The following is a 20,759-nucleotide window of genomic DNA, read 5'->3' as shown; positions in this document are numbered from 1 at the left end:
TTATTCCTTCGCAACCAAGTGTTGAATGACGCGTTCAACCACGCGTCCATAGGGCGGCATGATGAGCCTCAGCGTATCTGGCCAGAACGGTTTGTAAACAATCGAACGCATATGGCTGAAAGTGCGGAATCCCGCCTCGCCATGACTACTGCCCATACCACTGCTGCCAACGCCACCAAACGGCACATCCGGTGCCCCTAAGTGGCCAACGGCCATGTTGAATACCAGCGCGCCTGAAGCGGTGTGCTGAAACAAAACGTCTTTGACATTCGAATCGCGGGTGAACGCGTACACCGCTAAAGGTTTGCCGTGCGACCGAATCGACTTCAGCGCAGCGTCTAAATCCACCACTTCAATCAGCGGCAAGATGGGTCCAAAAATCTCTTCTTGCATCAATGGATGCGAATCACCAATGCCCTCAACTAAAGTCGGGGCAATGAAACGTTGTTGCATATCGTGCTGGCCACCACTGACCACCTGGGCGTTCGCTAACAGCCCAATTAAGCGATCAAAATGTCTTGCATTGATGATTCGTCCATAGTCCGGGCTTTGCAGGGTGTCCTCTCCGAACTGCGCCTTGATCGCTGCAATCAAGTGCGGTTTCAATGCCTCCAGAGTGCTGCGCGTCGCAAGAATATGATCAGGGGCAACGCAGGTTTGTCCCGCATTCAAAAACTTTGCCCAAACGAGCCGCCTTGCCGTACTTTGCAAATCCGCACTTTGGTCAACCCAAGCCGGACACTTGCCGCCCAGTTCAAGCGTTACAGGCGTCAAATGCTGTGCTGCCGCTTCCATAACGACGCGCGCAACATGGCCATTGCCCGTGTAGAAAATATGATCGAACTGCAGAGAGAGCAGGGCAGTGGTCTCTGCGACGCCGCCTTCAACAACGAATACCTCGTCCGACTTGAAGTACTTCGGAATGAGCTCTGCAATGATGGCGCTGCAGCGCGGCGCAACCTCACTGGGTTTCAAGATCGCCGTGTTGCCCGCGGCCAAGGCACTGGCCAATGGCGACAACAAAAGCTGCACCGGATAATTCCAAGGCGCGATAATCAGAACGACACCCAAAGGCTCGGCCTGCAATTTGGCACGTGCCGGTTGGAGTGAAAGCGGCATGTCACGCTTTTTCGGGCGCATCCACGTTTTTAGATGGCCCAGTGCATGTGCAATTTCAGCGCGCAAGAAAGCTGTTTCAGTCAATCGTGCTTCAACTGCACATTTGCCTAAGTCTTGTTTCAGTGCCGTATTCAGTGCAGTCGAATTCTCCTGCAGCAAACGATCCAACTGCTTGAGTTGACGTCGACGCCACTCGTAAGTGCGCGTTGCACCACTGTCGAACTTCCGACGAAGTCCGGACAGCTCAGTTTCAAATGTAGAGCGGGGCATTGGTGTATCCATGCCCCAGCGTACCTAAAGTTTCTCTCTGCGCAATCTAGCGACTTCGGTTTCGTGAAATAGGACGTAATTGATCGCAGAGGCGGTCAAAAGCCCGGCACACGCCGCCGCGATCACGTCAGTTGGCCAATGAACACCCAGGACCAACCTTGAGAGCCCGACCAAGCCCAACCAGATGCCCAAAAGGATGCCCGCAAGCGTTGCATAGCGCGGTGATACCCGTGAAACTGTCAGCCAGCAAGCAGTCGCAAAGACCGCTGCACCCAGCGTATGTCCGCTCGGAAAGCTTGAACCCCAGTACCACTGCGTGTCCCAAAGATTAGGCCGCTCACGTTTCACGACAGCTTTCGCCAGATAAATCACGAGGCCGGATGTCGCCATGCTCAAGGCAATTTGAACGGCCTCACGCTTGTAATCGCGCAGATACAGCACGGCAGCAATCGCCGCAGTCATTGGCGCCAAGAATGCGAATGCGCCCGTCAGCGTGACTGTCTTGAAGAACGGAATCCACGTTGAAGGTAACCAGTCACGTAGCGTGATTAGAACGGTTCGATCGAAGGAAATCGGCTCGGCAGAGACGACTTCCAGCGTGACTTTCACCAAGACAATGAGGATAGCGGTGCAGAAGATCCACCCGAGGTGCCTTAAGACAAATGCCTTAAGAGTTCGCATAATGCATACTAAAAGAATAAAACCGTATGTATTTGCGAATGAACGCCGGGCTGTCGGTCTTACGCAAAAAGCGGCAGCGCATCATCTCGGAGTCTCGCTTCGAACCATTAGAAACTGGGAATCTGGAGTTTACAGGGTTCCCGAATCGGCTTTCCAAGTTCTCCGCGCAATGCGAGAGGGATTCCGACCATCGGGCGGCGCCTTCGGACGTGGAACCGCTGCGCACGGTCACGCTGTTCGATTTGGGGCACTTCGCGGGCGGAAGCGACGCAACAAGGCCGAGAACGCACCACACGCACCACCGAGCACCAAGACGGAGAACGGAGCGGCAGCGACGGTCGACGGCGACGGGGTGAAGGAGGTGAGCGCAGGGAGAGCCGCAGAACGCCGTAAAGGGCGTGCATCCGCATTGAGCCTTGCATCGTCCGGCAACAGGGTGCTAAAGTTCACTGGCGGGGTCATGGACAGCTTTCAGACCACGCATCGGGCGAACGAACAGATTTCTTCGCACGATTATCTGGGCAGCATGAGCATTGGCCGCTGCACAGACTCAGTCCCACCGGTGAAAACCGGTAATCACTTGACCGAGACAGGTCAGAAAAAAGTGAGGGATTTCAAGGACTTGCAAACGCAAGGCCTTAGCTTGACCTCACCCCTACGTCTGGAATTCGCGCATCTCGGCAATGCGTCTGGCGGTGAATCATGAGCCGCGAAACTCAGCTACCTGTAAAGCTCACTGACAAAGAAGCTCAGGAGTTTGTATGGCACGCCATCATCCTTCAGTTTCAGGATTTTTATGGCCCTTGGTCGGGTTGGTCGATGCGTGGTCGTGTCTTGGCAAGTCCTTCAGGCGATCGCATTCGCGTCGGTGAGTTACAAGCATTACTGACGCGAAGATTCATCTTTGGCAGTGACCGAAAGTTCAAAAAAGACCCTAAAAAAGTAGTTGTTCTGCAACCTAAGCAGAGCTTACGCAAGGCTGTTGGGGGTGCTGAATGACGCCCGTTACTAAACCGAATCAGTGTTGGGATTGGATCTCACCCAATGTGACCTGCCCCCCGTTTTCAGGACCAGTCTGACTTAAGTAGAGTCCGTTCCCAAGAGAGGACGGATATGAAGAAGCGGTTCACCGACGAGCAGATCATCGGTTTCCTGAAGCAGGCGGCGGCCGGCGCACCGATCAAGGATCTGTGCCGCAAGCACGGCTTCAGCGACGCGTCGTTTTACTTATGGCGCCGCAAGTTCGGCGGGATGGACGTTCCCGATGCAAAGCGTCTGAAGTCGCTGGAGGCCGAAAATGCCAAGCTCAAGAAGATGCTGGCGGAGGCGATGCTCGACATCGAAGGTTTGAAGGTTGTCGCGCGGGGAAAATTCTAGGCCCGCAGGCACGACGCAACGCCGTCACGGCCATGCGGGCCAAGGTCCAGATGTCGGAACGGCGGGCATGTCGCCTGCTGGGGCTCTCGCGCAGCGTTCTGCATTACGCTTCGCAGCGGAAAGAGGACGGGCTTCAGGAGCGCTTGGTGGAGTTGGCCGGCGAGCGTCGACGTTTCGGCTACCGTCGCCTGCACATCCTCGTCGAGCGTGAGGGCTACGTGGTCAACCACAAGCGCGTGCATCGCCTTTACCGGGCGGCGGGGCTTGCCGTGCGCAAGCGCCGCAAGCGTGAACGCGTCGCGGTGGAGCGCAGGCCGCTACAGGTGCCGCCGGGACCGAACCACACCTGGTCGATGGATTTCGTGTTTGACGCACTGGCCAATGGCCGGCCGATCAAGTGCCTCACCGTGGTCGACGACTGCACCAAGGAAGCGGTCGAGATCGCGGTGGGTCGTCGCATCAATGGCCAGGGCGTGGCCGATATCCTCGAGGCAGTGTGTCGCTTCCGTGGCTATCCGGCGGCCATTCGCACCGACCAAGGGCCTGAGTTCACTGGTCGGGCACTCGATCAATGGGCCACGGCCAACGGCGTGCGGCTGATGCTGATCCAGCCCGGCAAACCGACGCAGAACGCATACGTCGAAAGCTTCAACGGCAAGTTCCGCGACGAATGCCTCAACGAAAACTGGTTCGTGTCGCTGGATCACGCCAAGGCCGCAATCTCCACATGGCGACGCGACTACAACGAGGTACGCCCGCACAGCTCCCTTGGCAAGCTCACCCCTTCCGAGTTCGCAGCTCAACTTCGCGAGCACGGCTCCCTTCAACCCCACACGAGCGCTAAGCTCGCAACCTTGGACTCTACAAAGTAACGCGTGGCCCTAAGACTGGGGGCAGGTCAGATCCGGGGCGACGGGCTTCACACCCACCCTTCCCTGTGGACGTTTGCTCCTTCGCGGATGTCCCGCTTTCCGCGGCAGCACCGGTCGCCAGGGCAGCGGCAGTGGCCATCGTCATGCCTTTCAGTAGATCCATTCGACCCATGGCTTCCTCCTAAAGGTTCGCGAGATCGCTTTCAGTATGCGTAGCGAATGAAGAGCATGCTGCTCCACCAATTGGATTGGCTGTCACCGAGGGCGTGCTTGATGGCCTGTCCGGGAAACGTGACGGCGACGTGTCCATGCATGTATAGATGCCTGGACCAGAACACCTTTCCGGTGATGTTCAACTCCGTTCCGTAGTCTCGTGATTGGAGGAACGAAAGGGCCTGATTGCCTCCGAGGTTCAGCGGAGAATCTGCTCGGAACACCCACGCTTGCGGCACCAACTCAAACTTCGGACGGGGACGCAATCGCAATTGCAGGCGATGCGTCACGAGGTTGGAGTCCTGGACGACCTTGAAGTGGTTGATGCCCTGTACCCATTGCTCGCCGTTGCCCCCGGACAGCAGCGGATCCCATCGCTCGTAGCGTTCGGTATCGGCATCGTCGCCGGAGAACCGGGCGAATCGATAGCTGAGCGTCGGTGCCCAGGTGCGATCGGCGAACGCATAACCGAGTTCGCCCTGGTACGCTACCGCATGCATCGAGAAGCGACGGTTGTTCTGCACCGCCAGTTCCCCGGCGACGAATGGGCCGGGCACCCCTGTGGGCCTGGGCTGCCAGCGTGCGCGCACGTCGTATACCCGCAGGCCATCACGCGATAAGCGCGTCCCGTCAGAAAGGAAGTAGCCGAAGGTCGAGCTCGGAACTTCCAGATAGCTGAAAGCCGTCTTCAAACCCAGATGCCATTCGGTTTCGACGTTGATGCCAGCAATGACCGTCTTCGTATCGAGAATCGGCAGCTCGTCCGGGTCGACGCGGAACAGCTCGGCCTTCGTATTGTTGTAACGGAACTGGACCAGCCCGACGAAGTCCGCGGCCCAGCGTGCATTGGCCTGCAGGGCGGCTCGGTTCTCGCCGTTTGCAGCCGTGTTGACGATCAGGAATCCGTCGCCGAGCGCGAACTTCTGGCGGCCGACGCTCACATTGAGCACCCAACGATCGCCATCCTCGGAAGCTCGGCCGGTGATGAGGCCCGCGTACGCGTCCTCAACGGCGCCGTAACTGCGGGTTTTGTCGGTAAACAATTCCTGCCCCTTCGAAAAGGTGGAAATTGCGCTACCGCCGCCGTAGACAAAGAGCGTGTCGTTGATCGGCGCGATGCCGTACAAACCGACGTGCAGGTAGCTCTCCACCCATGCGTCGTAGCCGCGACCTGCCGGTTCGCCGACCACCAGCGGATTGCCTGCGAGCATTGCATCGGGCCGCCCGTACCAGGCGTCGTTGTTGGCGTAGTACATGCCCAACGCTTCGACCTTCGCCTTGAGGTATGCGCCGGAAGCGTCGTACAAGGTCGGAAAGCGAGGGAGGCGCACCTGTTCAGGGGAGGCAGCTGCGCGGTGAGTCAATGCCACGTCGATCACCACCCCGCCGGCTTCGCCGAACGTAACGTCGTAAGCCGCGTCCGACAGTTCCGGAATCCTGCGTGCGCGAGACATCGCGAAATCCAGTATTTCCCGCGAGAAGCGTTCTCGCGGAAACATCGCGATCGTAGTCCGCACCTTGTCCTCGATCCGGCGATCGATCGCCGGGTCGCTTCCGGGTTCCGTAAAGCGGATGTGAATGGCCTCAATCATCACCCTGTTTTCGGATTCCACCAGGCCCTGTGCGATCGCTGGTCCGGGGGCAATGGAGATGGAAACTAAGGCAAGAGTCAGCAATGCAAGGCGGATTGCGCGCCCGCCGAACTTCGAAACACGTATGCGCATCACGAATGTCCTCCTGCCGCCGTCGATGCCCTCGCAGGGCCTTGGGGGGGGGTATCTAGATCAACAAAGCATTTTGGGTAACGCAGGGCGAGAGCGGCACCACGCCTGAGCACCTGCACGCAGCGTCTGCCCGCGCAGGCCTACTCCTCGAATGGCAGGATGCGTTAGTACGCCGTCCAGCCTCCATCCGTCGCCCACGTCGCGCCGGTGATGTTAGACGCATCCTGGGACAGCAGGAACAGGATCGTGCTCGCCTGCTCGGCCGGAGTCGCCATACGATGGCGTGAGTCCGCATACATCAGCAGGCTCTGCGTCTTGGCCATGCCCATGTTGGGAAATCCAGCCGGTTGTTGCCGCTTCCGCTGCAGCGCGGCGACCTTCTTGGCGGCGGCATCGGTCATGGCCGTGGCCGTGCCGGCCATGTTCACGGAGTTCACGCGGATGCCGTAAGGCGCGTAGTCGATGGCCGCGTTACGGGTGAGTCCGGTGACCGCGTGTTTGCTGGCCACGTAGGCTGGATTGCCGGCTAGGCCCGTCAGTCCCGCGATCGAGCCGATGTTGACCAGCGCGCCGCCCTCGCCCTGGCGCACCATCTGCCGCAGTTCCGAGCGCATCGACTGAAACATGCCGGTCGCGTTGACCGCCATGGTCGTCTGCCAATACTCGTCGGTGGCCTCGTGGATGGGCGCGAACAGCTCCGTGCGCTGCGCGTCGACGTCGACCGGGTCGCCGGGCGGCACCGCATCCATCACGCCCGCGGCGTTGACCACGCCGTCCAGCCGTCCGAAGGCGCGCACGGTCGCGGCCACCATGGCGTCGCAATCAGCGCTATTGCGCACGTCGGTATGCACGAACTCGGCCTTGCCACCCAGGGCCCGGATGTCCGCGACTGTCGCCTGGCCCTCCTTTTCGAGGATGTCGGCGATCACCACGTTCGCGCCTTCGCGCGCGGCGCGGATGGCGGTGGCGCGGCCGATGCCGCGGGCGCCGCCGGTGATCAGCAGCGTCTTGCCGCTGAACCGCCCCGGCATGTAGGCGTCCTTCAGCACCGGCGCGATGTCGCGCTGGGCGGCCTTCGCCGCGGGGCTGGCATCGCCGGCCATGGCGGGTGATACCGCCAGGGGAAAGGCCAGGCAGGCGCCGAGCATCATGGATCCGAGTTTCATCTTCATCATCAGTCTCCAAAGTCAGTCGTCAATATACCATGTAACCGCCGTCGGTGGCGTGAAACGATCCTAGACCCGGGCAGCACCTGCCGGACGATCCGTGCCGACAGCGCCTATGCCGATCGCACGCGTGAAGCCGAACTCAAGCGCCAGGGCTATCGTACTGACATTCACGCCGGCCAGCCACTGTGTGAGGCGCAGAAGGGCCGTAACCATCGCATCGCCAAGGCGCGTGCGTTCGGTGAACACCCGTTCGCGCGGCTGGCGCAGCAAGGCGGCAAATGCGTGCGCATGATCGGTCCGGCGCGCGCCACGGTGGTGATATCGGCTTGAAGGTGGCCGGCCACGACCTGATGCGGCTTGCGCGGCTGCAGCACCAGGGAGTTGTGCCCGCATGACGGCGGCGGGCTGCCGAAAAGCGGTCGGCGTGGCGAAAATCGCCGCGATACGGCATCAAGACGCGTTATGTGAAAGGCGAACGAGCCCTTGTCACTCCAGGTCCGCCGTCATGCAGCTAGAAAAGACGCTATTCGAGGTGCCCTTAATCCTGGCAACTCCAGAGGAGCTTTGCATTGAGGGTGCTGCAATCGACGAGCCGAATCAGCGCGGCAGGTTTGCTCTGAGGAACAGTTCTACCGCCGCGTGGGCATAGCGGCAGATTTCGCTTTCCTACAGCGTCCGCTGGCCCGCGATCAGCATGTGGATCGTCGGCTGCCCCGCGACCACGCCGAAGAAGTGCGACGAAGAACAAGCAACATCTGGGATGACCAGTTTCTCGGTCGCTGCGTCGGCTTCCAGCAAGGCCTGCATGACGTCGTTATAAGGATGGAAGTAGTCGTTCCGGATCTGCCTGGAGTCAAGCCGCGCCGATTTGTTGCATCGGCAATGCCAGCGTGCGATGGATTCCTCCTATTACTGGACCTGTCGCGATGCGCAGCGTGTCCTATGCGATCTCGTGCAGGCGCTCGGACAGCGGGCCGGTCCGCCGCAGTATCAGGCCAGCAGGCGTTGGCATGTCCTGCATCAGGTTGAGTAGCGTCGCCTTGAACAGGCGTTCTTTGTTGCCGAACTTGGCGTAGATGGTGGCCTTGGAGACGTTCGCTTCCGGGGCAATGGCATCCATGCCGGTGCGGTCGAATCCTGCCTCCGAGAACAGTCGTTTGGCCGCGCGGAGAATCGCGGCATTGCTTGTACGGGTCAGCATGCTGGCCGCGCCTTCAGGCCGCCACGCCGGCCGTGGCTGCACCTGTCGGCCCGGATTTCACGGCTCCCAGCCCACGAATCAGGCTGTCCGTCTTCGTACCTGCGTCCGTCACGCCAATCGGCTGGTCATCCGGAACGCTCCACAAGCTCGTCGCGCTACGGCTTCAGCAGCAGCGGCACGAACTCCTGCAGCGCCGCCGTCAGCAGGGTGCGGTCTAGTTGCGGCTCGCGCGTCTCGCGCAGCTTCAGGCCTTCGAACAGGCACTGCAGGATCAACGCGCGGGCCCGGGCGGCGTCGGCCGGCAGCTCATGGCCGCCGGTCTGCTTGCCGCGCACCAGCCAGTCGATCAGGGCGGCGCGCAGCGTGGTGTCGTAGTGGTCCAGCGCCGCGGCGATCTGCGGGTCGCGGGTGGCCTCGGCGGACATCTCCAGCAGCAGCGCGGCATTCATGCCGCGGCTGTCGAGGGTGCGGGTGCGGCCGTAGTTGTCGGCCATCTCGGCGGCCAGGTCGACCTGGCGGTTGAGCTGGATGTCGTTGCGCAGCAGCTCCAGCTGGCGATCGACGATCGCCAGGATGATCGCGTTCTTGTTGGCGAAGTAGCGGTAGATCAACCCGGCGCTCACCTCCGCCGTCTCGGCGATGCTGGCCATGCTGGCGGCATGGAAGCCGTGCTCGATGAAGCACTGCTGCGCGGCGGACAGGATCCGCTCGCGCTGGGCCTCGGCGCGGGCCTGCGCTTTCGTGGTGTTCGGTTTGCCATTCATGCGCTGAGCTCGTGCCAGCCTCCGCCCAGCACCTTGTACAGGGTGACGCGGTTGGCCTGTTCCGCCAGGCGGATCGCGATCAGGGTCTGCTGCGCGGCATACAGCGTGCGCTGTGCGTCGAGCAGGACCAGATAGCTGTCGCGGCCGGCCTCGTAGCGCGCGCGGGAGAGTTCCTCGGCGCGGGTGGCTGCCTCGACCAGGGTTTCCTGGGCCTGGCGTTGTGCGCCCAGCGTCGTCGTCAGCGCGAGCGCGTCGGCGACCTCGCGGAAGCCGGATTGGATCGACTTCTCGTACTGCGCCAGCGCGATGTCGCGGTCGGCGTTGGCCACGCCCAGGTTCGCGCGCAGGCGGCCGCCTTGGAAGATCGGCAGGTTGAGCTTGGGGATGAAACTCCAGGCCTTGTTGGCGCTGCCGAACAGGCCCGACAGTTCGTCGCTGGCCGAGCCCACGCTGCCGGTCAGCGATATCGACGGGAAGAACGCCGCGCGCGCCGCGCCGATGTTGGCGTTGGCGGCCAGCAACTGGTGCTCGGCAGCGAGCACGTCCGGGCGGCGCAGCAGCACTTCGGACGGCAGGCCGGCCGGCAATGCCGCCAGGCCGGTGACCTGGGCATCGATGCCGGTCGGCAGCAGTTCGGGCTCCACCTGCGCGCCGACCAGCAGGTTCAGCGCGTTGCTGTCCTGCGCGACCTGGCCGGCAAAGCGGGCCGTTTCGGCGCGCGCCGCCTCGACCTGGGTGCGCGACTGATGAAGGTCGAGGGCGGACACCGCGCCCAGCGCGTGGCGTTGTTCGGTCAGCGCATGCGACGCTTCGTGAGTCTTGAGCGTGGCCTGGGCGACGTGCAACTGCTCCTGGTCGGCGGCCAGCGTCAGGTAGACGTTGGCGACCTCGGCGATCAGGCTCAGTTGCGCGCTGCGGCGGGCTTCTTCGGTGGCGAAGTAACGCTGCAGCGCGGCGTGGCTGAGGTTGCGCACGCGACCGAACAGGTCGAGCTCGAACTCGGCGATGCCGACGCCGGCGCTGTAGTTCTCGCTGACCGGGAAGTCGCCGCCGCTGCGCTCCATCGTCACGTTGGCGCCGAGCGAGGGCAAGCGGTCGGCACGCTGGATGCGGTACTGCGCGCGCGCCTTCTCGACGTTGAGCACGGCCACGCGCAGGTCGCGGTTGTGGTCCAGCGAACGGGCGACGAGTTCTTCAAGGTTGGGGTCGACGAAGAAATCGCGCCAGCCGATGTCGGCCACGGCTGCGGCGGTGTCGGCTGCCGGCGCGGCGGTCGCGGCCGCTGCCGTCGTCGCGGTGGTCGGCGGCAGCGGCCAGTCGGCCGCGATCGCCGGCGCGGCTTCGGGCACGCGCGGTTCCAAGGTGGCGCAACCGGCGACGAACAAGCTCGTCGCCAGCGCCAGTGCGGTCAGTACGGACTTACTCATGGCCATGGCCTCCTGCGGTGGCACCTGCAGCGGGCAGGGCTGCGGTGCTTGCGTCGATGGGGTGTTTCTTGCGCTGGACGAACAAGCGTTCGACCACCACGAAGAACAGCGGGATGAAGAACAGGCCCAGCAACGTGCCCAGGATCATGCCACCGAGCACGCCGGTGCCGATCGCACGCTGCGCGCCGGAGCCGGCACCGCTGGAGATGGCCAGCGGCAGCACGCCCAGGCCGAACGCCAGCGACGTCATCAGGATCGGCCGCAGGCGGTCGCGCACGGCGGTCATGGTGGCCTTGATCAGGTCCATGCCACTTTCCAGGTTGGCCTTGGCGAACTCGACGATCAGGATCGCGTTCTTGCTGGTCAGGCCGACGGTGGTGAGCATCGCCACCTGGAAGTAGACGTCGCGCTCCATGCCACGCATCGACGCGGCCAGCACGGTGCCGAGGATGCCCAGCGGCGCCACCAGCAACACGGCGGTCGGGATCGTCCAGCTTTCGTACAGAGCGGCCAGGCACAGGAACACGATCAGCAGCGACAGCGTGTACAGCAGCGGCGTCTGCGAACCGGCTTGGCGTTCCTGGTAGGACAGGCCGGTCCATTCGATGTCGAAGCCCTGCGGCAAGCCCGCGACCAGCTTTTCGATCTCGGCCATGGCCTCGCCCGAACTCTCGCCCGCTGCCGCCTCGCCCTGGATCTGCACCGCCGGCACGCCGTTGTAGCGTTCCAGGCGCGGCGAGCCGTAGTCCCAGCTGGACGTGCCAAACGCCGAGAACGGCACCATGTCGCCGGTGGTGTTGCGCACCGACCAGCGGTTGAAGTCCTCCGGCACCATGCGGAACGGCGCATCGGCCTGCAGCATCACGCGCTTGACGCGGCCGCGGTCGATGAAGTCATCGATGTATTGCCCACCCCAGGCCGCCGACAACGTCGAGTTGATGGTGGCGGTGGAAAGACCGAGCGCGCCGGCCTTTTCCTGGTCGAGATCCAGACGCAACTGCGGCGTGTCTTCCTGGCCGTTCGGGCGCACGTTGGTCAGCAACTTGCTTTGCGCCGCCGCACCGAGCAGCTGGTTGCGTGCCGCGACCAGGGCCTCGTGGCCGTGGCCGGCGTTGTCCTTGAGGTAGAAGGTGAAGCCGGCGGCGGTGCCGAGCTCAGGCATGGCCGGCGGCGCGAAGGCGAAGACGAAAGCGTCCTTGATGCTGGACAGTGACATCATGGCGCGGCCGGCGACGGCGTTGATGCCCAGATCCTCCGAGTCGCGCTCGCTCCAGTCCTTGAGCCTCACGAACGCCATGCCGTTGTTCTGGCCCATGCCGCCGAAGCTGAAGCCCTGCACGCTGAACACCGATTCGACCGTGTCCTTCTCGTTCTGCAGGAAGTGCTGCTCGAGCTTCTCCATCGACTGCATCGTGCGCTCCTCGGTCGAGCCGACCGGCGTCTGCACCTGGGCGAACAGCACGCCCTGGTCCTCGGCCGGCAGGAACGAACTGGGCAGGCGCATGAACAGCAGGCCCATCACCAGCAGCATCGCGGTGAAGATCGCCAGGAAGCGCTTCGGGCGCCCGAGGATGCCGCGCACGCCGCGTTGGTAGTTGCTGCTGCCGTTGTCGAAGGTTCGGTTGAACCAGCCGAAGAAACCCTTGCTGCCGTGGTGTTCGCCCTTCTTCAGCGGCTTGAGCATGGTCGCGCACAGCGCCGGGGTCAGCACGATCGCGACCAGCACCGACAGCGCCATCGCCGACACGATCGTCGCCGAGAACTGCCGGTAGATGATGCCGGTCGAGCCGGACATGAAGGCCATCGGCACGAACACCGCCGACAGCACCAGGGCGATGCCCACCAGCGCGCCGGTGATCTGGTCCATCGATTTGCGCGTCGCCTCCAGCGGCGACAGGCCTTCCTCGCTCATCAGGCGTTCGACGTTTTCCACCACCACGATGGCGTCGTCGACCAGCAGGCCGATCGCCAGCACCATCGCGAACATGGTCAGCATGTTGATGGAGAAGCCCATCGCCGCGAGGATGCCGAACGTGCCCAGCAGTACCACCGGCACCGCGATCGTCGGGATCAGGGTGGCGCGGAAGTTCTGCATGAACAGGTACATCACCAGGAACACCAGCACGATCGCTTCGAGCAGGGTCGTGATCACGCCCTTGATCGCCACCCGCACGAACGGCGTGCTGTCGAACGGGATGACGGCCTTCAGGCCTGCGGGAAAGAACGGCGACAGTTCGTCGAGCGTGGCTTTCACGCCGGCAGCGGTGTCCAGGGCATTGGCGCCGGTCGCCAGCGAGATCGCCAGGCCGCTGGCCGCCTGGCCGTTGTAGCGGGTGATGAAGTCGTAGCTTTCCGCGCCGATCTCGACCCGCGCCACGTCGCCCAGCTTGAGCACCGAGCCGTCGGCATTGCTGCGCACGACGATGTTGCGGAACTGCTCGGGCGTCTGCAGGCGGTCCTGCGCGGTGATGGTGGCGTTGATCTGCTGGCCCTGGATCGACGGCGCACCGCCGAGCGAGCCGACCGCGACCTGCGCGTTCTGCGCCTGCACGGCGGCGGTCACGTCACCGGGTGTGAGGCGATAGGTGTCGAGCTTGTTCGGGTCCAGCCAGATCCGCATGGCGTACTTGGCGCCGAAGACCTGGATGTTGCCGACGCCGGGGACGCGGCTGAGCGGGTCGACCAGGTTGACGCCGACATAGTCGGAGATGTCGTCCTTGGTCATGCTGCCGTCTTCGGACACGAAGCCGAGCACCTGCAGGAAGCCGGAGCTGGCCTTGCTGACGTTGACGCCTTGCCGCTGCACTTCCTGCGGCAGCAGCGGCATCGCCGATTGCAGCTTGTTCTGGACCTGCACCTGGGCGGTGTCGGGGTCGGTGCCGTTTTCGAAGGTCAGCGTGACCGAGGCGCGGCCGTTGCCTTCGCTGGTCGAGGAGAAATACAGCAGGCCGTCGAGGCCCTTCATGTTCTGCTCGATGATCTGCGTCACCGAGTCCTGGACCACCTTGGCCGAGGCGCCGGGGTAGGTCGCGGCGATCGTCACCGTCGGCGGCGCGATGGTCGGGTACTGCGAGATCGGCAGGGTGAAGATCGCCAGCGAGCCGGCGAGCATGATGATGATCGCGATGACCCAAGCGAAGATCGGGCGATCGATGAAGAAACGAGCCATGTCGGTGTCCCCTTATTGCCCTGCGGCGTCGGTGGCCGGGGCGGCAGACTTGGCTGCCTCAGGCTTGGCTACGGCAAACTTGGCTGCGTCGGGCTTGGCGATGGAGGGCTGGCTGGCAGCCGACGCGGTGGCGCCCGGCTTGGCCGCGGCGGCTGGGGCTGCCTCGGTGGCCAGCACTGGCATGCCGGGCTTGATCTTCTGCAGGCCTTCGACAATCACCTTGTCGCCGGCGGCCAGGCCACTGTCGACCAGCCACTTGTCGCCGATGGTGCGGCTGACCTTGACCTGGCGGACCTCGACCTTGCCGTCCTTGCCGACGACCATCGCGGTGGCATTGCCCTTGGGGTCGCGGGCGATGCCGGGCTGCGGCACGAGGATCGCGTCCGGACGCACGCCATTGCCGACCGCCGCGCGCACGTACATGCCCGGCAGCAGCAGGTGGTCCGGGTTGTCGACCACCACGCGCAGCGCGTAGCTGCCGGTGGACGGGTCGACGGTGACTTCGGAGAACGCCAGCTTGCCCAGGTGCGAGTACGGGGTGCCGTCTTCCAGCAGGATCGTCACCGGCAGCTGGTCGGTGCTGTCGAGCGTGCCGGCGGCCAGCCCTTTGCGCAGCTCCAGCAGTTCGCTGCTGGACTGGGTGAGGTCGACATAGATCGGGTCGAGTTGCTGCACCGTCGCCAGCGGGGCGGCCTGGTTGGCGGTGACCAGCGCACCCTGGGTCACCGATGACTTGCCAATGCGGCCGCTGATGGGTGCGGTGATGCGGGCGTAGCCGAGCACCACGTCGCTGCCGTCGACGGCGGCCTGCGCGGCTTTGACGTCGGCCTCGGCCTGGCGCAGCGCGGCGGTGGCGTTTTCGTCGTCCTGCTTGCTGACCGCGTCGATCTTGGCCAGCTCGGAGGTGCGCTTGGCGTTCAGTCGCGCCGTGACCAGGGTCGCCTGGGCACGGGCCAGATTCGCCTTGGTGCTGTTGCTGTCGGCGCGGTACGAGGCGTCGTCGAGCTGGTACAGCGGTTGCCCGGCGTTGACCAGGCCGCCCTCGGTGAACAGCCGGCGTTTGACGATGCCGTTGACCTGCGGCCGCACCTCGGCGACGAGGAACGGGGCGGTCCGCCCCGGCAGTTCGCGGGTCAGGGTCACGGGCTCGGACTTCAGCGTGACCACGGTCACCGCGCCTGCCTGCTGTTGCGGCGGGGCGGGATCCCCGCCACAGGCGGCGATCGCGACGGACAAGGCGAGGGGGAGGAGAACCAGTCGGAGCGGGGTCTTGCGCATGGGGGAGGCTCGATCGGGAATGGGAAATCGCCGGTTCTTGACCGGTCTTGGCTGACAGATAATGAACGATCATTCTCTTTTTGTCAAAATATGCCCGTGCTTGCCGAGGGGGCGTTCAGGCAGTGTTGAGTTGACCATCCATTAGGGCTGACCAGGCCCTAGTGCTGACTGCGCCCCGGCCTAGTCGAAATCCTATGCGCGCTCCCGGCCGCGGATTTAATAGATCGATGCAACACTCTGAGGGGCGCTACAGGCGACGGGGTGTTGCGAACTCGGCAATGTCCGCACGCATCCTGCTGGCACGACCGTCCTGTTTCCTACAACTTCATATCAACGAACTTGTCTTCCAGGTAGCGAACCGGCAGTTCCACGCCGAGCGGCCCAACGCGCTGTGGGTGAGCGATTTCACCTACGTCTCGACCTGGGCGGGGTTCGTCTACGTGGCCTTCGTGATCGACGTGTACGCCCGCCGGATCGTGGGCTGGAAGGTCTCCGGCTCGGACCGGACCGACTTCGTCCTGGACGCGCTGGAGCAGGCCCTGCACGAGCGCCGACCGATGCAGGGCGGGCTGATCCACCACAGCGACCGCGGGGTGCAGTACGTGTCGATCCGCTGCGACAATGGTCCCGAGTACATCAGCGGCGCACCTCACCTTGGAATGCGACTTGGTGCTAGATCTACCGCTCTATGCGCAAGAGCGCATCCTGTAGAGCGCCACAAAACTTCAACCTCGACAGTACGTTAGCTCACTTTTAGCTGTTTTTTACACGAATCCCTGCCGACCCTCACGTTGGCGGGGCAGGGGATTAGTTGGATTTATCGTGGGTAGGGAACGGTAGCTAGCAGTAGCTTCAACTGATTGGCTCCCGCGGATCGGTGCCTTACCGTCCGCGGCTTGCCGTCTGGCCTTGCCCAATTGCTACAAATGATAGGAACGTTTGGTCGGTCGCTTGGATGACGAGCTCCTGGGCACGCTCTGATGACTCTCTGGCCTCGTGGGGGGGCCACGCCGTCGTCCCGAGGGGGGGCGGCGTCCAAGCGGCCGACTGCATCCAAGATCGTTCTTGCAACGCCCCAGTTCGGGCCGCGACCGGACCTTATGCTCGTGACTTGATCAAGCGCCTATAATAAGCGAAAGGGGGCAGCATGACAGCAATTTTCATGCACTTGTCGGACATCCATTTCGGCCAAGAGAAGGACGGCGGACGCATCACGATAAATGACGATGCGAAGGAACAGCTGCTTGAGGACGCCGCCGCGGAGATCGCGAAACTCGGCAAGAGCGCGACAGGCATTATTGTGACCGGGGATATCGCCTACGCTGCTAAGTACGAGGAGTATGCGAAGGCCGGCAAGTGGCTGGACAGGCTAGCGGAACGCGTTGGTTGTAGCCGCCTCGATATTCAGATGGTCCCTGGAAACCACGACATTGATCGCAACGCCATAACCCCTATCACGAAGTTCCATCTCGACGCAGTTCGGGAGCATGGAGACAAGATGCTGGACATGCTCCTCGATGACGAGGTCCAGCGCGAAGTGCTCTATGAGCGGTTCGCAGCGTACCGGGACTTTTCTAGCGGCTACGGCTGCGACCTAGACGTCGGCGGTGCGTACTCAGCCGACGTGGTTGTCACCGTGGCACCGGAGCGGACTGTCCGTTTCGTCTATCTAAACTCCGCGCTCATCTGTTCGCTGAAGGATGACGAAGGTAAGCTAATACTCGGTGCGCGGCAGCGCGTTTTCACGCCGATCGATGGCGAGGAAATGGTAGTGCTTGTCCATCACCCGCTCAACTGGCTCCAAGACTCGGACGAGGCGGCCCGCTACTTCAAGTCACGAGCCCGCGTCATCATTTCTGGGCACGAGCACTTCCCTTCGTTGACCATTATGGCGGTTGAGGAGGAGTGCGATCTTCTGATGTTGGCCGCCGGCGCGACCGCGCCTGACGACATCGATGAGAAGTACACGTATAAGTACAACATCCTGACTTTCGATTGGGACGACGGGTCCGACGCGCTGGCGGTGACCATCAATCCGCGGACTTGGAACTTCGAGATGAAGCGCTTTGAGCGGGATAGCCGCTTCCTCGAAGGCAGGTCAGAGCGAAATGTGCTCGGATCTCCCTACTTTCGCAGGGGAGTTTCGCCGGTCGCCCCAGTACAGGGCGTCGTGGATGAGCAACCTCAGGCGCACGCAGTCGCCAACCCAATCACGGGGTCGACAGAGGTAGACTTTTCGATGACCGAAGACGTTCGCTTGGTCCGTCTGCGTTTCTTCCGCGATCTTCCGGAGGACGGCCGCCGACGTATCCTAGTCGAGCTCGACGTGATACCCGCCGATCTGACGGACCGTCTGGATCACACTATCGAACAGCGCTTTTTCGCAAAGCTAGTCGCACAGGGGCGTCTCGGCGAATTGTCGGCTGCGATAGACGCGGCGATACTGGAACACAAATCGGGGGAAGATGAATGAGTGTGATGGCGAAGTATGTCAGGATCTTCTGGCCGGACCCGAAGGACGAGGACGTCAGTCGTCGCAACGCGGCGGTCGCGGCGATCCAGTCCTGGATTACTGCGCTCGACGACCCTTGGTCGGCAATCCTGCTGGCCTCAGCGCTGGCCGATGGCGTCGCCGACGGGAGGGCGCGCGACGAGTTCGCCTCGGAGGTAGAGCAGGCAATCGTTAACGCCGGAAGCGCCGCGTTTGTCCGCGAGGACCACGATCTCGAGATCATTGTCGTGACACTCGTTTCGGCCCTGGACCTCATCGCGCGCGAACGAGACGCGTCCGGCTGGACGGCTGTCGACACCTTGGCGGCGGCCCTCTGGTCGGCGCTCTCGTTCCAGCCCTCTGTTTTGGAGGAACCCATCGAAGTTCTCCGTCAGGAGGTACTCGTCGCCTCGCGGGCTAGGACGATGCGGGTCGCCGAACAGTCGCGCAAGCGAGTGCCGGTTCCGGAGATCGGACCACTCACCTTGCCGGAGGCTCAGCCGACGGGCTCGAGGGCGAACGCCGCTTATAGGAAAGCGACCGAACCGTTGGTCAAAGCCCTGCGGGAGAACGCTGAGCTGGACCGCGAGGAGCTCGAATTCCTGTGGTGGATGATGGAAGACTGGAGCGAGGTGCTTGACGGTCGCCTCTCTGACGCTGATCCACTCGTCCGCGCGGTGGTCGCCGGCATCGACGGTGCCTCGAAGCTGCGCCGCCTGCCAGCGTCGGGCCACCGTAATGTGGTGCTGCGCGGAGTGCCGTCCGGAAGCCCCGCCACTTTGACTGCCTTATTGACGGCGCTTGGCGATCATCGCGCGACACTGGCCAAATCGGTAGATGCTGATTGCGTCCGCCGGTCGCCCACTGGCTTCCCACTACTCGCTGCAATCGCGAGCGGTGATGTCAACCGTGGCGGCGCGGAGATCGAGCGCGACGCACGCGAATGGGGAGCGCGGGCTCTACTCGAGAGCGGCATTCTACAGGTCGCAAAGCTGCGGGGCGGCTGATCATGGTTCAGGGCCCATGCCGACTGAGCGAATGCACGTTCAACGTGACGGAAGCGTGTGTGCTGAACCGCCCCGTTGAAACGTGCTCAAACCGGAGGGATCCGGCAGAGGCAGCGAACAGAGTCGAAGAGGACGAAGTCGACGACGGCGTTCATTGGCCGGATCCTTTGACCGAACGACAGCCTTCCGTCGATCTAGGCGGCGCAGTGCTGGCGAGCCCGGATCAGACTCCCCGACTGCCTTCGAGCCTGACGATGGGTCTAGAGGAAGCGACGTCACTTATGACGCGGCGCCATACGACGATGGTCGGCATCCTGGGTCTGCCAGACTCTGGTAAAACGGCCTGCCTTGTGAGCGCTTACCTTCTTCTCGCCAAGGGTGGGTTCGCAGGATACGACTTCGCCGACAGCGCCACTCTGATGGCATTCGAACAGATCTCACGCGGCAGCCGCCACTGGACAGAGGGCGACGAGCCAGGACAGCTCACTACCCACACCGAGATGGCCGACGACCGGCAGGCCGGTTTCCTGCATCTCAGGTTGCGCCGCCAGAAGGACGATCGCTTCTTCGACATGTTGGTGCCGGATCTTCCCGGAGAATGGTCGAAGGCCCTAATCGACAAGGCCGACAGCGATCGCTTCGCGTTCCTCGGATCGGCGTCGGTGATCTGGTTGATGGTCGACGGTCGCGCATTCGCTAACCCCAAGACTAAGGGATATGCAACGTACCGGGCCGAGATGCTGGTTGAGCGCTTATCAGTGATTCTGCCGACGCCCGGGCCACGGGTCATCCTAGTCCCTAGCTGGCGGGACATCGGGGAGTTTCCGGCGGATGCCTACGAGAGCATATGCGAGGTGGGCCGCGGGCATGGGATGGAAATCGCGCTTGCACCGATTGCCTCCTTCTCCTTCGGAGATGTCGAGCCTGGTTCGGGCATTGCGCCGTTGATCGACATGACGCTGAACCACGGCCGGGCGGTGCCGGAATTCTGGCCGGACAACCAAAGCCCAAGTGCAAGGACGCTTGGCTGCTTCAGGAGTGTCGCGTGACTCGGAGATCGATCGTTCTTCTGGGTGGCCCCGATTCGGGCAAGACCAACTACGTCGGTCGCCTCTGGCCGTCGTTTAAGAAGCGCAAGGGCGTGCTGCGGGCCGAGCGGCTGCCGGACAACATCGCTTATGTTGACGGAGCCGTGGAGCATCTGATGCAGGGCAGCTTCGCGCCCCGCTCCGATCGGAACCTTGAGGTCGGTCGCGCGGACTTCTCGATTAGCGTCCGGGACGCGAACGGCCAGGGTGCAGTGAGCGAACTGATGGTGCCGGACATCTCGGGCGAGCTGTGGACACGCACGGTGGCGACGTCCGAGATCTCGCGGGAATGGCTAGATGTCCTGAACGAAGCGGAAGGCGCCGTCGTCTTCGTGCGGGCGCTATCCGATCAGAACGTTAAGCCGCTCGACTGGGTTACTGCGCGCAACATCCTGCGTCTGCACGCAGATGATGAAGAGGTCGGCGGCGGAAACGATGGTATGGCGGAGCCCGTTGAGTCCGAACAGCCCCTCCCGAACGAGGAGTCTCAGGACACCATCCCGCTGGCGTCCGAGCCCGACCTGCCGACGCAGGTGCTTCTGTGCGAACTCCTCCGATATCTCGATCTGTGCCTGGCGAACCGTGTCGACGGTGGTCGCCCCCATGTGGCCGTTGTCGTGGCTGCCTACGACTTGCTCGATCCCCAGACCCGCGCTAGTGGGCCGATGGCTTATCTCAGAAGGGAGTTTCCGTTGTTCGCCGGGCGTCTGGCCGATACGGGTCGTCTGAACGTGAAGCTCTTCGGGCTATCTGTGGTTGGCGGGGACTTGGAGGATGACGATGAATTCCGTAACAGGTTCCTCGAGCGTGACATCTCGGAGCAGGGCTGGGTTGTTGTCGAGGATGGGGGTGGCTGGAGGTGCGACGAGGACGTGATGCTACCCATCGCTTGGGCGATGGGTGACTAGG

Annotated in this window: 18 protein-coding genes and 1 pseudogene; 7 read left to right on the top strand and 12 right to left on the bottom strand. The window is 62.9% G+C overall.

What is annotated here, in order from left to right:
* The 3 genes from G7069_RS08895 to G7069_RS10705 all read right to left on the bottom strand — a co-directional run bounded on the left by G7069_RS08895 (position 1) and on the right by G7069_RS10705 (position 2,532).
* Entirely contained in the window at positions 1 to 1,389 is a 1,389-nt protein-coding gene (locus tag G7069_RS08895; RefSeq protein ID WP_166296701.1) for an aldehyde dehydrogenase family protein, read from the bottom strand.
* Positions 1,390 to 1,413: 24 nt separating this feature from the next.
* Complete coding sequence (locus tag G7069_RS08890) at positions 1,414 to 2,070, bottom strand: phosphatase PAP2 family protein (RefSeq protein ID WP_166296698.1); 657 nt, start codon at positions 2,068 to 2,070, stop codon at positions 1,414 to 1,416.
* A gap of 228 nt (positions 2,071 to 2,298) precedes the next feature.
* Positions 2,299 to 2,532, bottom strand: a complete 234-nt coding sequence (locus tag G7069_RS10705) for a hypothetical protein (protein ID WP_240912548.1) — start codon at positions 2,530 to 2,532, stop codon at positions 2,299 to 2,301.
* 240 nt (positions 2,533 to 2,772) lie between these two features.
* On the opposite strand from G7069_RS10705, the gene G7069_RS08880 reads away from it, so the two are divergent.
* Both G7069_RS08880 and G7069_RS08875 read left to right on the top strand, forming a co-directional pair.
* Positions 2,773 to 3,069: a hypothetical protein gene (locus G7069_RS08880; RefSeq protein WP_166296692.1), complete on the top strand. Its 297-nt coding sequence runs from the start codon at positions 2,773 to 2,775 to the stop codon at positions 3,067 to 3,069.
* Positions 3,070 to 3,183: 114 nt separating this feature from the next.
* A protein-coding gene (locus G7069_RS08875) for an IS3 family transposase (protein ID WP_166296689.1) occupies positions 3,184 to 4,319 on the top strand; the annotation gives its coding sequence in 2 pieces (ribosomal slippage) (positions 3,184 to 3,442 and positions 3,442 to 4,319; 1,137 coding nt in all).
* Between the two features lie 203 nt (positions 4,320 to 4,522).
* Here G7069_RS08875 and G7069_RS08870 read toward each other — a convergent pair.
* The 9 genes from G7069_RS08870 to G7069_RS08830 all read right to left on the bottom strand — a co-directional run bounded on the left by G7069_RS08870 (position 4,523) and on the right by G7069_RS08830 (position 15,264).
* Positions 4,523 to 6,256 carry an alginate export family protein gene (locus tag G7069_RS08870; RefSeq protein ID WP_166296686.1) on the bottom strand — a complete coding sequence of 578 codons (1,734 nt, stop codon included), beginning with the start codon at positions 6,254 to 6,256 and terminating at the stop codon, positions 4,523 to 4,525.
* 164 nt (positions 6,257 to 6,420) lie between these two features.
* Positions 6,421 to 7,431 (bottom strand): SDR family NAD(P)-dependent oxidoreductase, encoded by a 1,011-nt coding sequence (locus G7069_RS08865; RefSeq protein ID WP_205758709.1) that lies wholly within the window; start codon positions 7,429 to 7,431, stop codon positions 6,421 to 6,423.
* Between the two features lie 60 nt (positions 7,432 to 7,491).
* Positions 7,492 to 7,818, bottom strand: coding sequence for a hypothetical protein (locus G7069_RS08860; RefSeq protein ID WP_166296683.1), 327 nt, complete (start codon positions 7,816 to 7,818; stop codon positions 7,492 to 7,494).
* A gap of 273 nt (positions 7,819 to 8,091) precedes the next feature.
* A complete protein-coding gene (locus tag G7069_RS08855; protein ID WP_166296680.1) occupies positions 8,092 to 8,232 on the bottom strand; it encodes a hypothetical protein in 141 nt (46 codons plus the stop codon).
* A gap of 133 nt (positions 8,233 to 8,365) precedes the next feature.
* The gene (locus G7069_RS08850) at positions 8,366 to 8,626 is read right to left on the bottom strand and encodes a helix-turn-helix domain-containing protein (protein ID WP_166296677.1); all 261 of its coding nucleotides are present in this window, start codon (positions 8,624 to 8,626) and stop codon (positions 8,366 to 8,368) included.
* Between the two features lie 155 nt (positions 8,627 to 8,781).
* The gene (locus G7069_RS08845) at positions 8,782 to 9,390 is read right to left on the bottom strand and encodes a TetR/AcrR family transcriptional regulator (protein WP_166296674.1); all 609 of its coding nucleotides are present in this window, start codon (positions 9,388 to 9,390) and stop codon (positions 8,782 to 8,784) included.
* The gene (locus G7069_RS08840) at positions 9,387 to 10,817 is read right to left on the bottom strand and encodes an efflux transporter outer membrane subunit (protein ID WP_166296671.1); all 1,431 of its coding nucleotides are present in this window, start codon (positions 10,815 to 10,817) and stop codon (positions 9,387 to 9,389) included. The genes G7069_RS08845 and G7069_RS08840 overlap by 4 nt, the downstream gene beginning before the upstream one ends.
* On the bottom strand, positions 10,810 to 13,986 hold the full coding sequence (locus tag G7069_RS08835) for an efflux RND transporter permease subunit (protein WP_166296668.1): 3,177 nt from the start codon (positions 13,984 to 13,986) through the stop codon (positions 10,810 to 10,812). The genes G7069_RS08840 and G7069_RS08835 overlap by 8 nt, the downstream gene beginning before the upstream one ends.
* Positions 13,987 to 13,998: 12 nt before the next feature.
* Complete coding sequence (locus tag G7069_RS08830; RefSeq protein ID WP_166296665.1) at positions 13,999 to 15,264, bottom strand: efflux RND transporter periplasmic adaptor subunit; 1,266 nt, start codon at positions 15,262 to 15,264, stop codon at positions 13,999 to 14,001.
* 356 nt (positions 15,265 to 15,620) lie between these two features.
* Between G7069_RS08830 and G7069_RS08825 the strand changes: the two are divergent.
* From G7069_RS08825 to G7069_RS08805, 5 genes and pseudogenes are all read left to right on the top strand, one after another.
* Positions 15,621 to 15,878 (top strand): annotated as a pseudogene (locus G7069_RS08825) (DDE-type integrase/transposase/recombinase); the annotation flags it as partial.
* 533 nt (positions 15,879 to 16,411) lie between these two features.
* Positions 16,412 to 17,737, top strand: a complete 1,326-nt coding sequence (locus G7069_RS08820; RefSeq protein ID WP_166296662.1) for a metallophosphoesterase — start codon at positions 16,412 to 16,414, stop codon at positions 17,735 to 17,737.
* 5 nt (positions 17,738 to 17,742) lie between these two features.
* Positions 17,743 to 18,762 (top strand): GTPase-associated system all-helical protein GASH, encoded by a 1,020-nt coding sequence (locus tag G7069_RS08815; RefSeq protein ID WP_205758708.1) that lies wholly within the window; start codon positions 17,743 to 17,745, stop codon positions 18,760 to 18,762.
* A 254-nt stretch (positions 18,763 to 19,016) separates the two neighbouring features.
* Complete coding sequence (locus G7069_RS08810) at positions 19,017 to 19,811, top strand: hypothetical protein (RefSeq protein WP_166296656.1); 795 nt, start codon at positions 19,017 to 19,019, stop codon at positions 19,809 to 19,811.
* Complete coding sequence (locus G7069_RS08805) at positions 19,808 to 20,758, top strand: hypothetical protein (RefSeq protein WP_166296653.1); 951 nt, start codon at positions 19,808 to 19,810, stop codon at positions 20,756 to 20,758. Before G7069_RS08810 ends, G7069_RS08805 begins: the two co-directional genes overlap by 4 nt.
* The last annotated feature ends 1 nt before the right edge of the window (position 20,759 follow it).

The sequence above is a fragment of the Lysobacter sp. HDW10 genome, assembly GCF_011300685.1.
In the GTDB taxonomy this organism is placed as follows: Bacteria; Pseudomonadota; Gammaproteobacteria; order Xanthomonadales; family Xanthomonadaceae; genus Solilutibacter.
The sequence above is the reverse complement of the archived record's forward strand: the minus strand, read 5'-3'. Positions and strand labels throughout refer to the sequence as shown.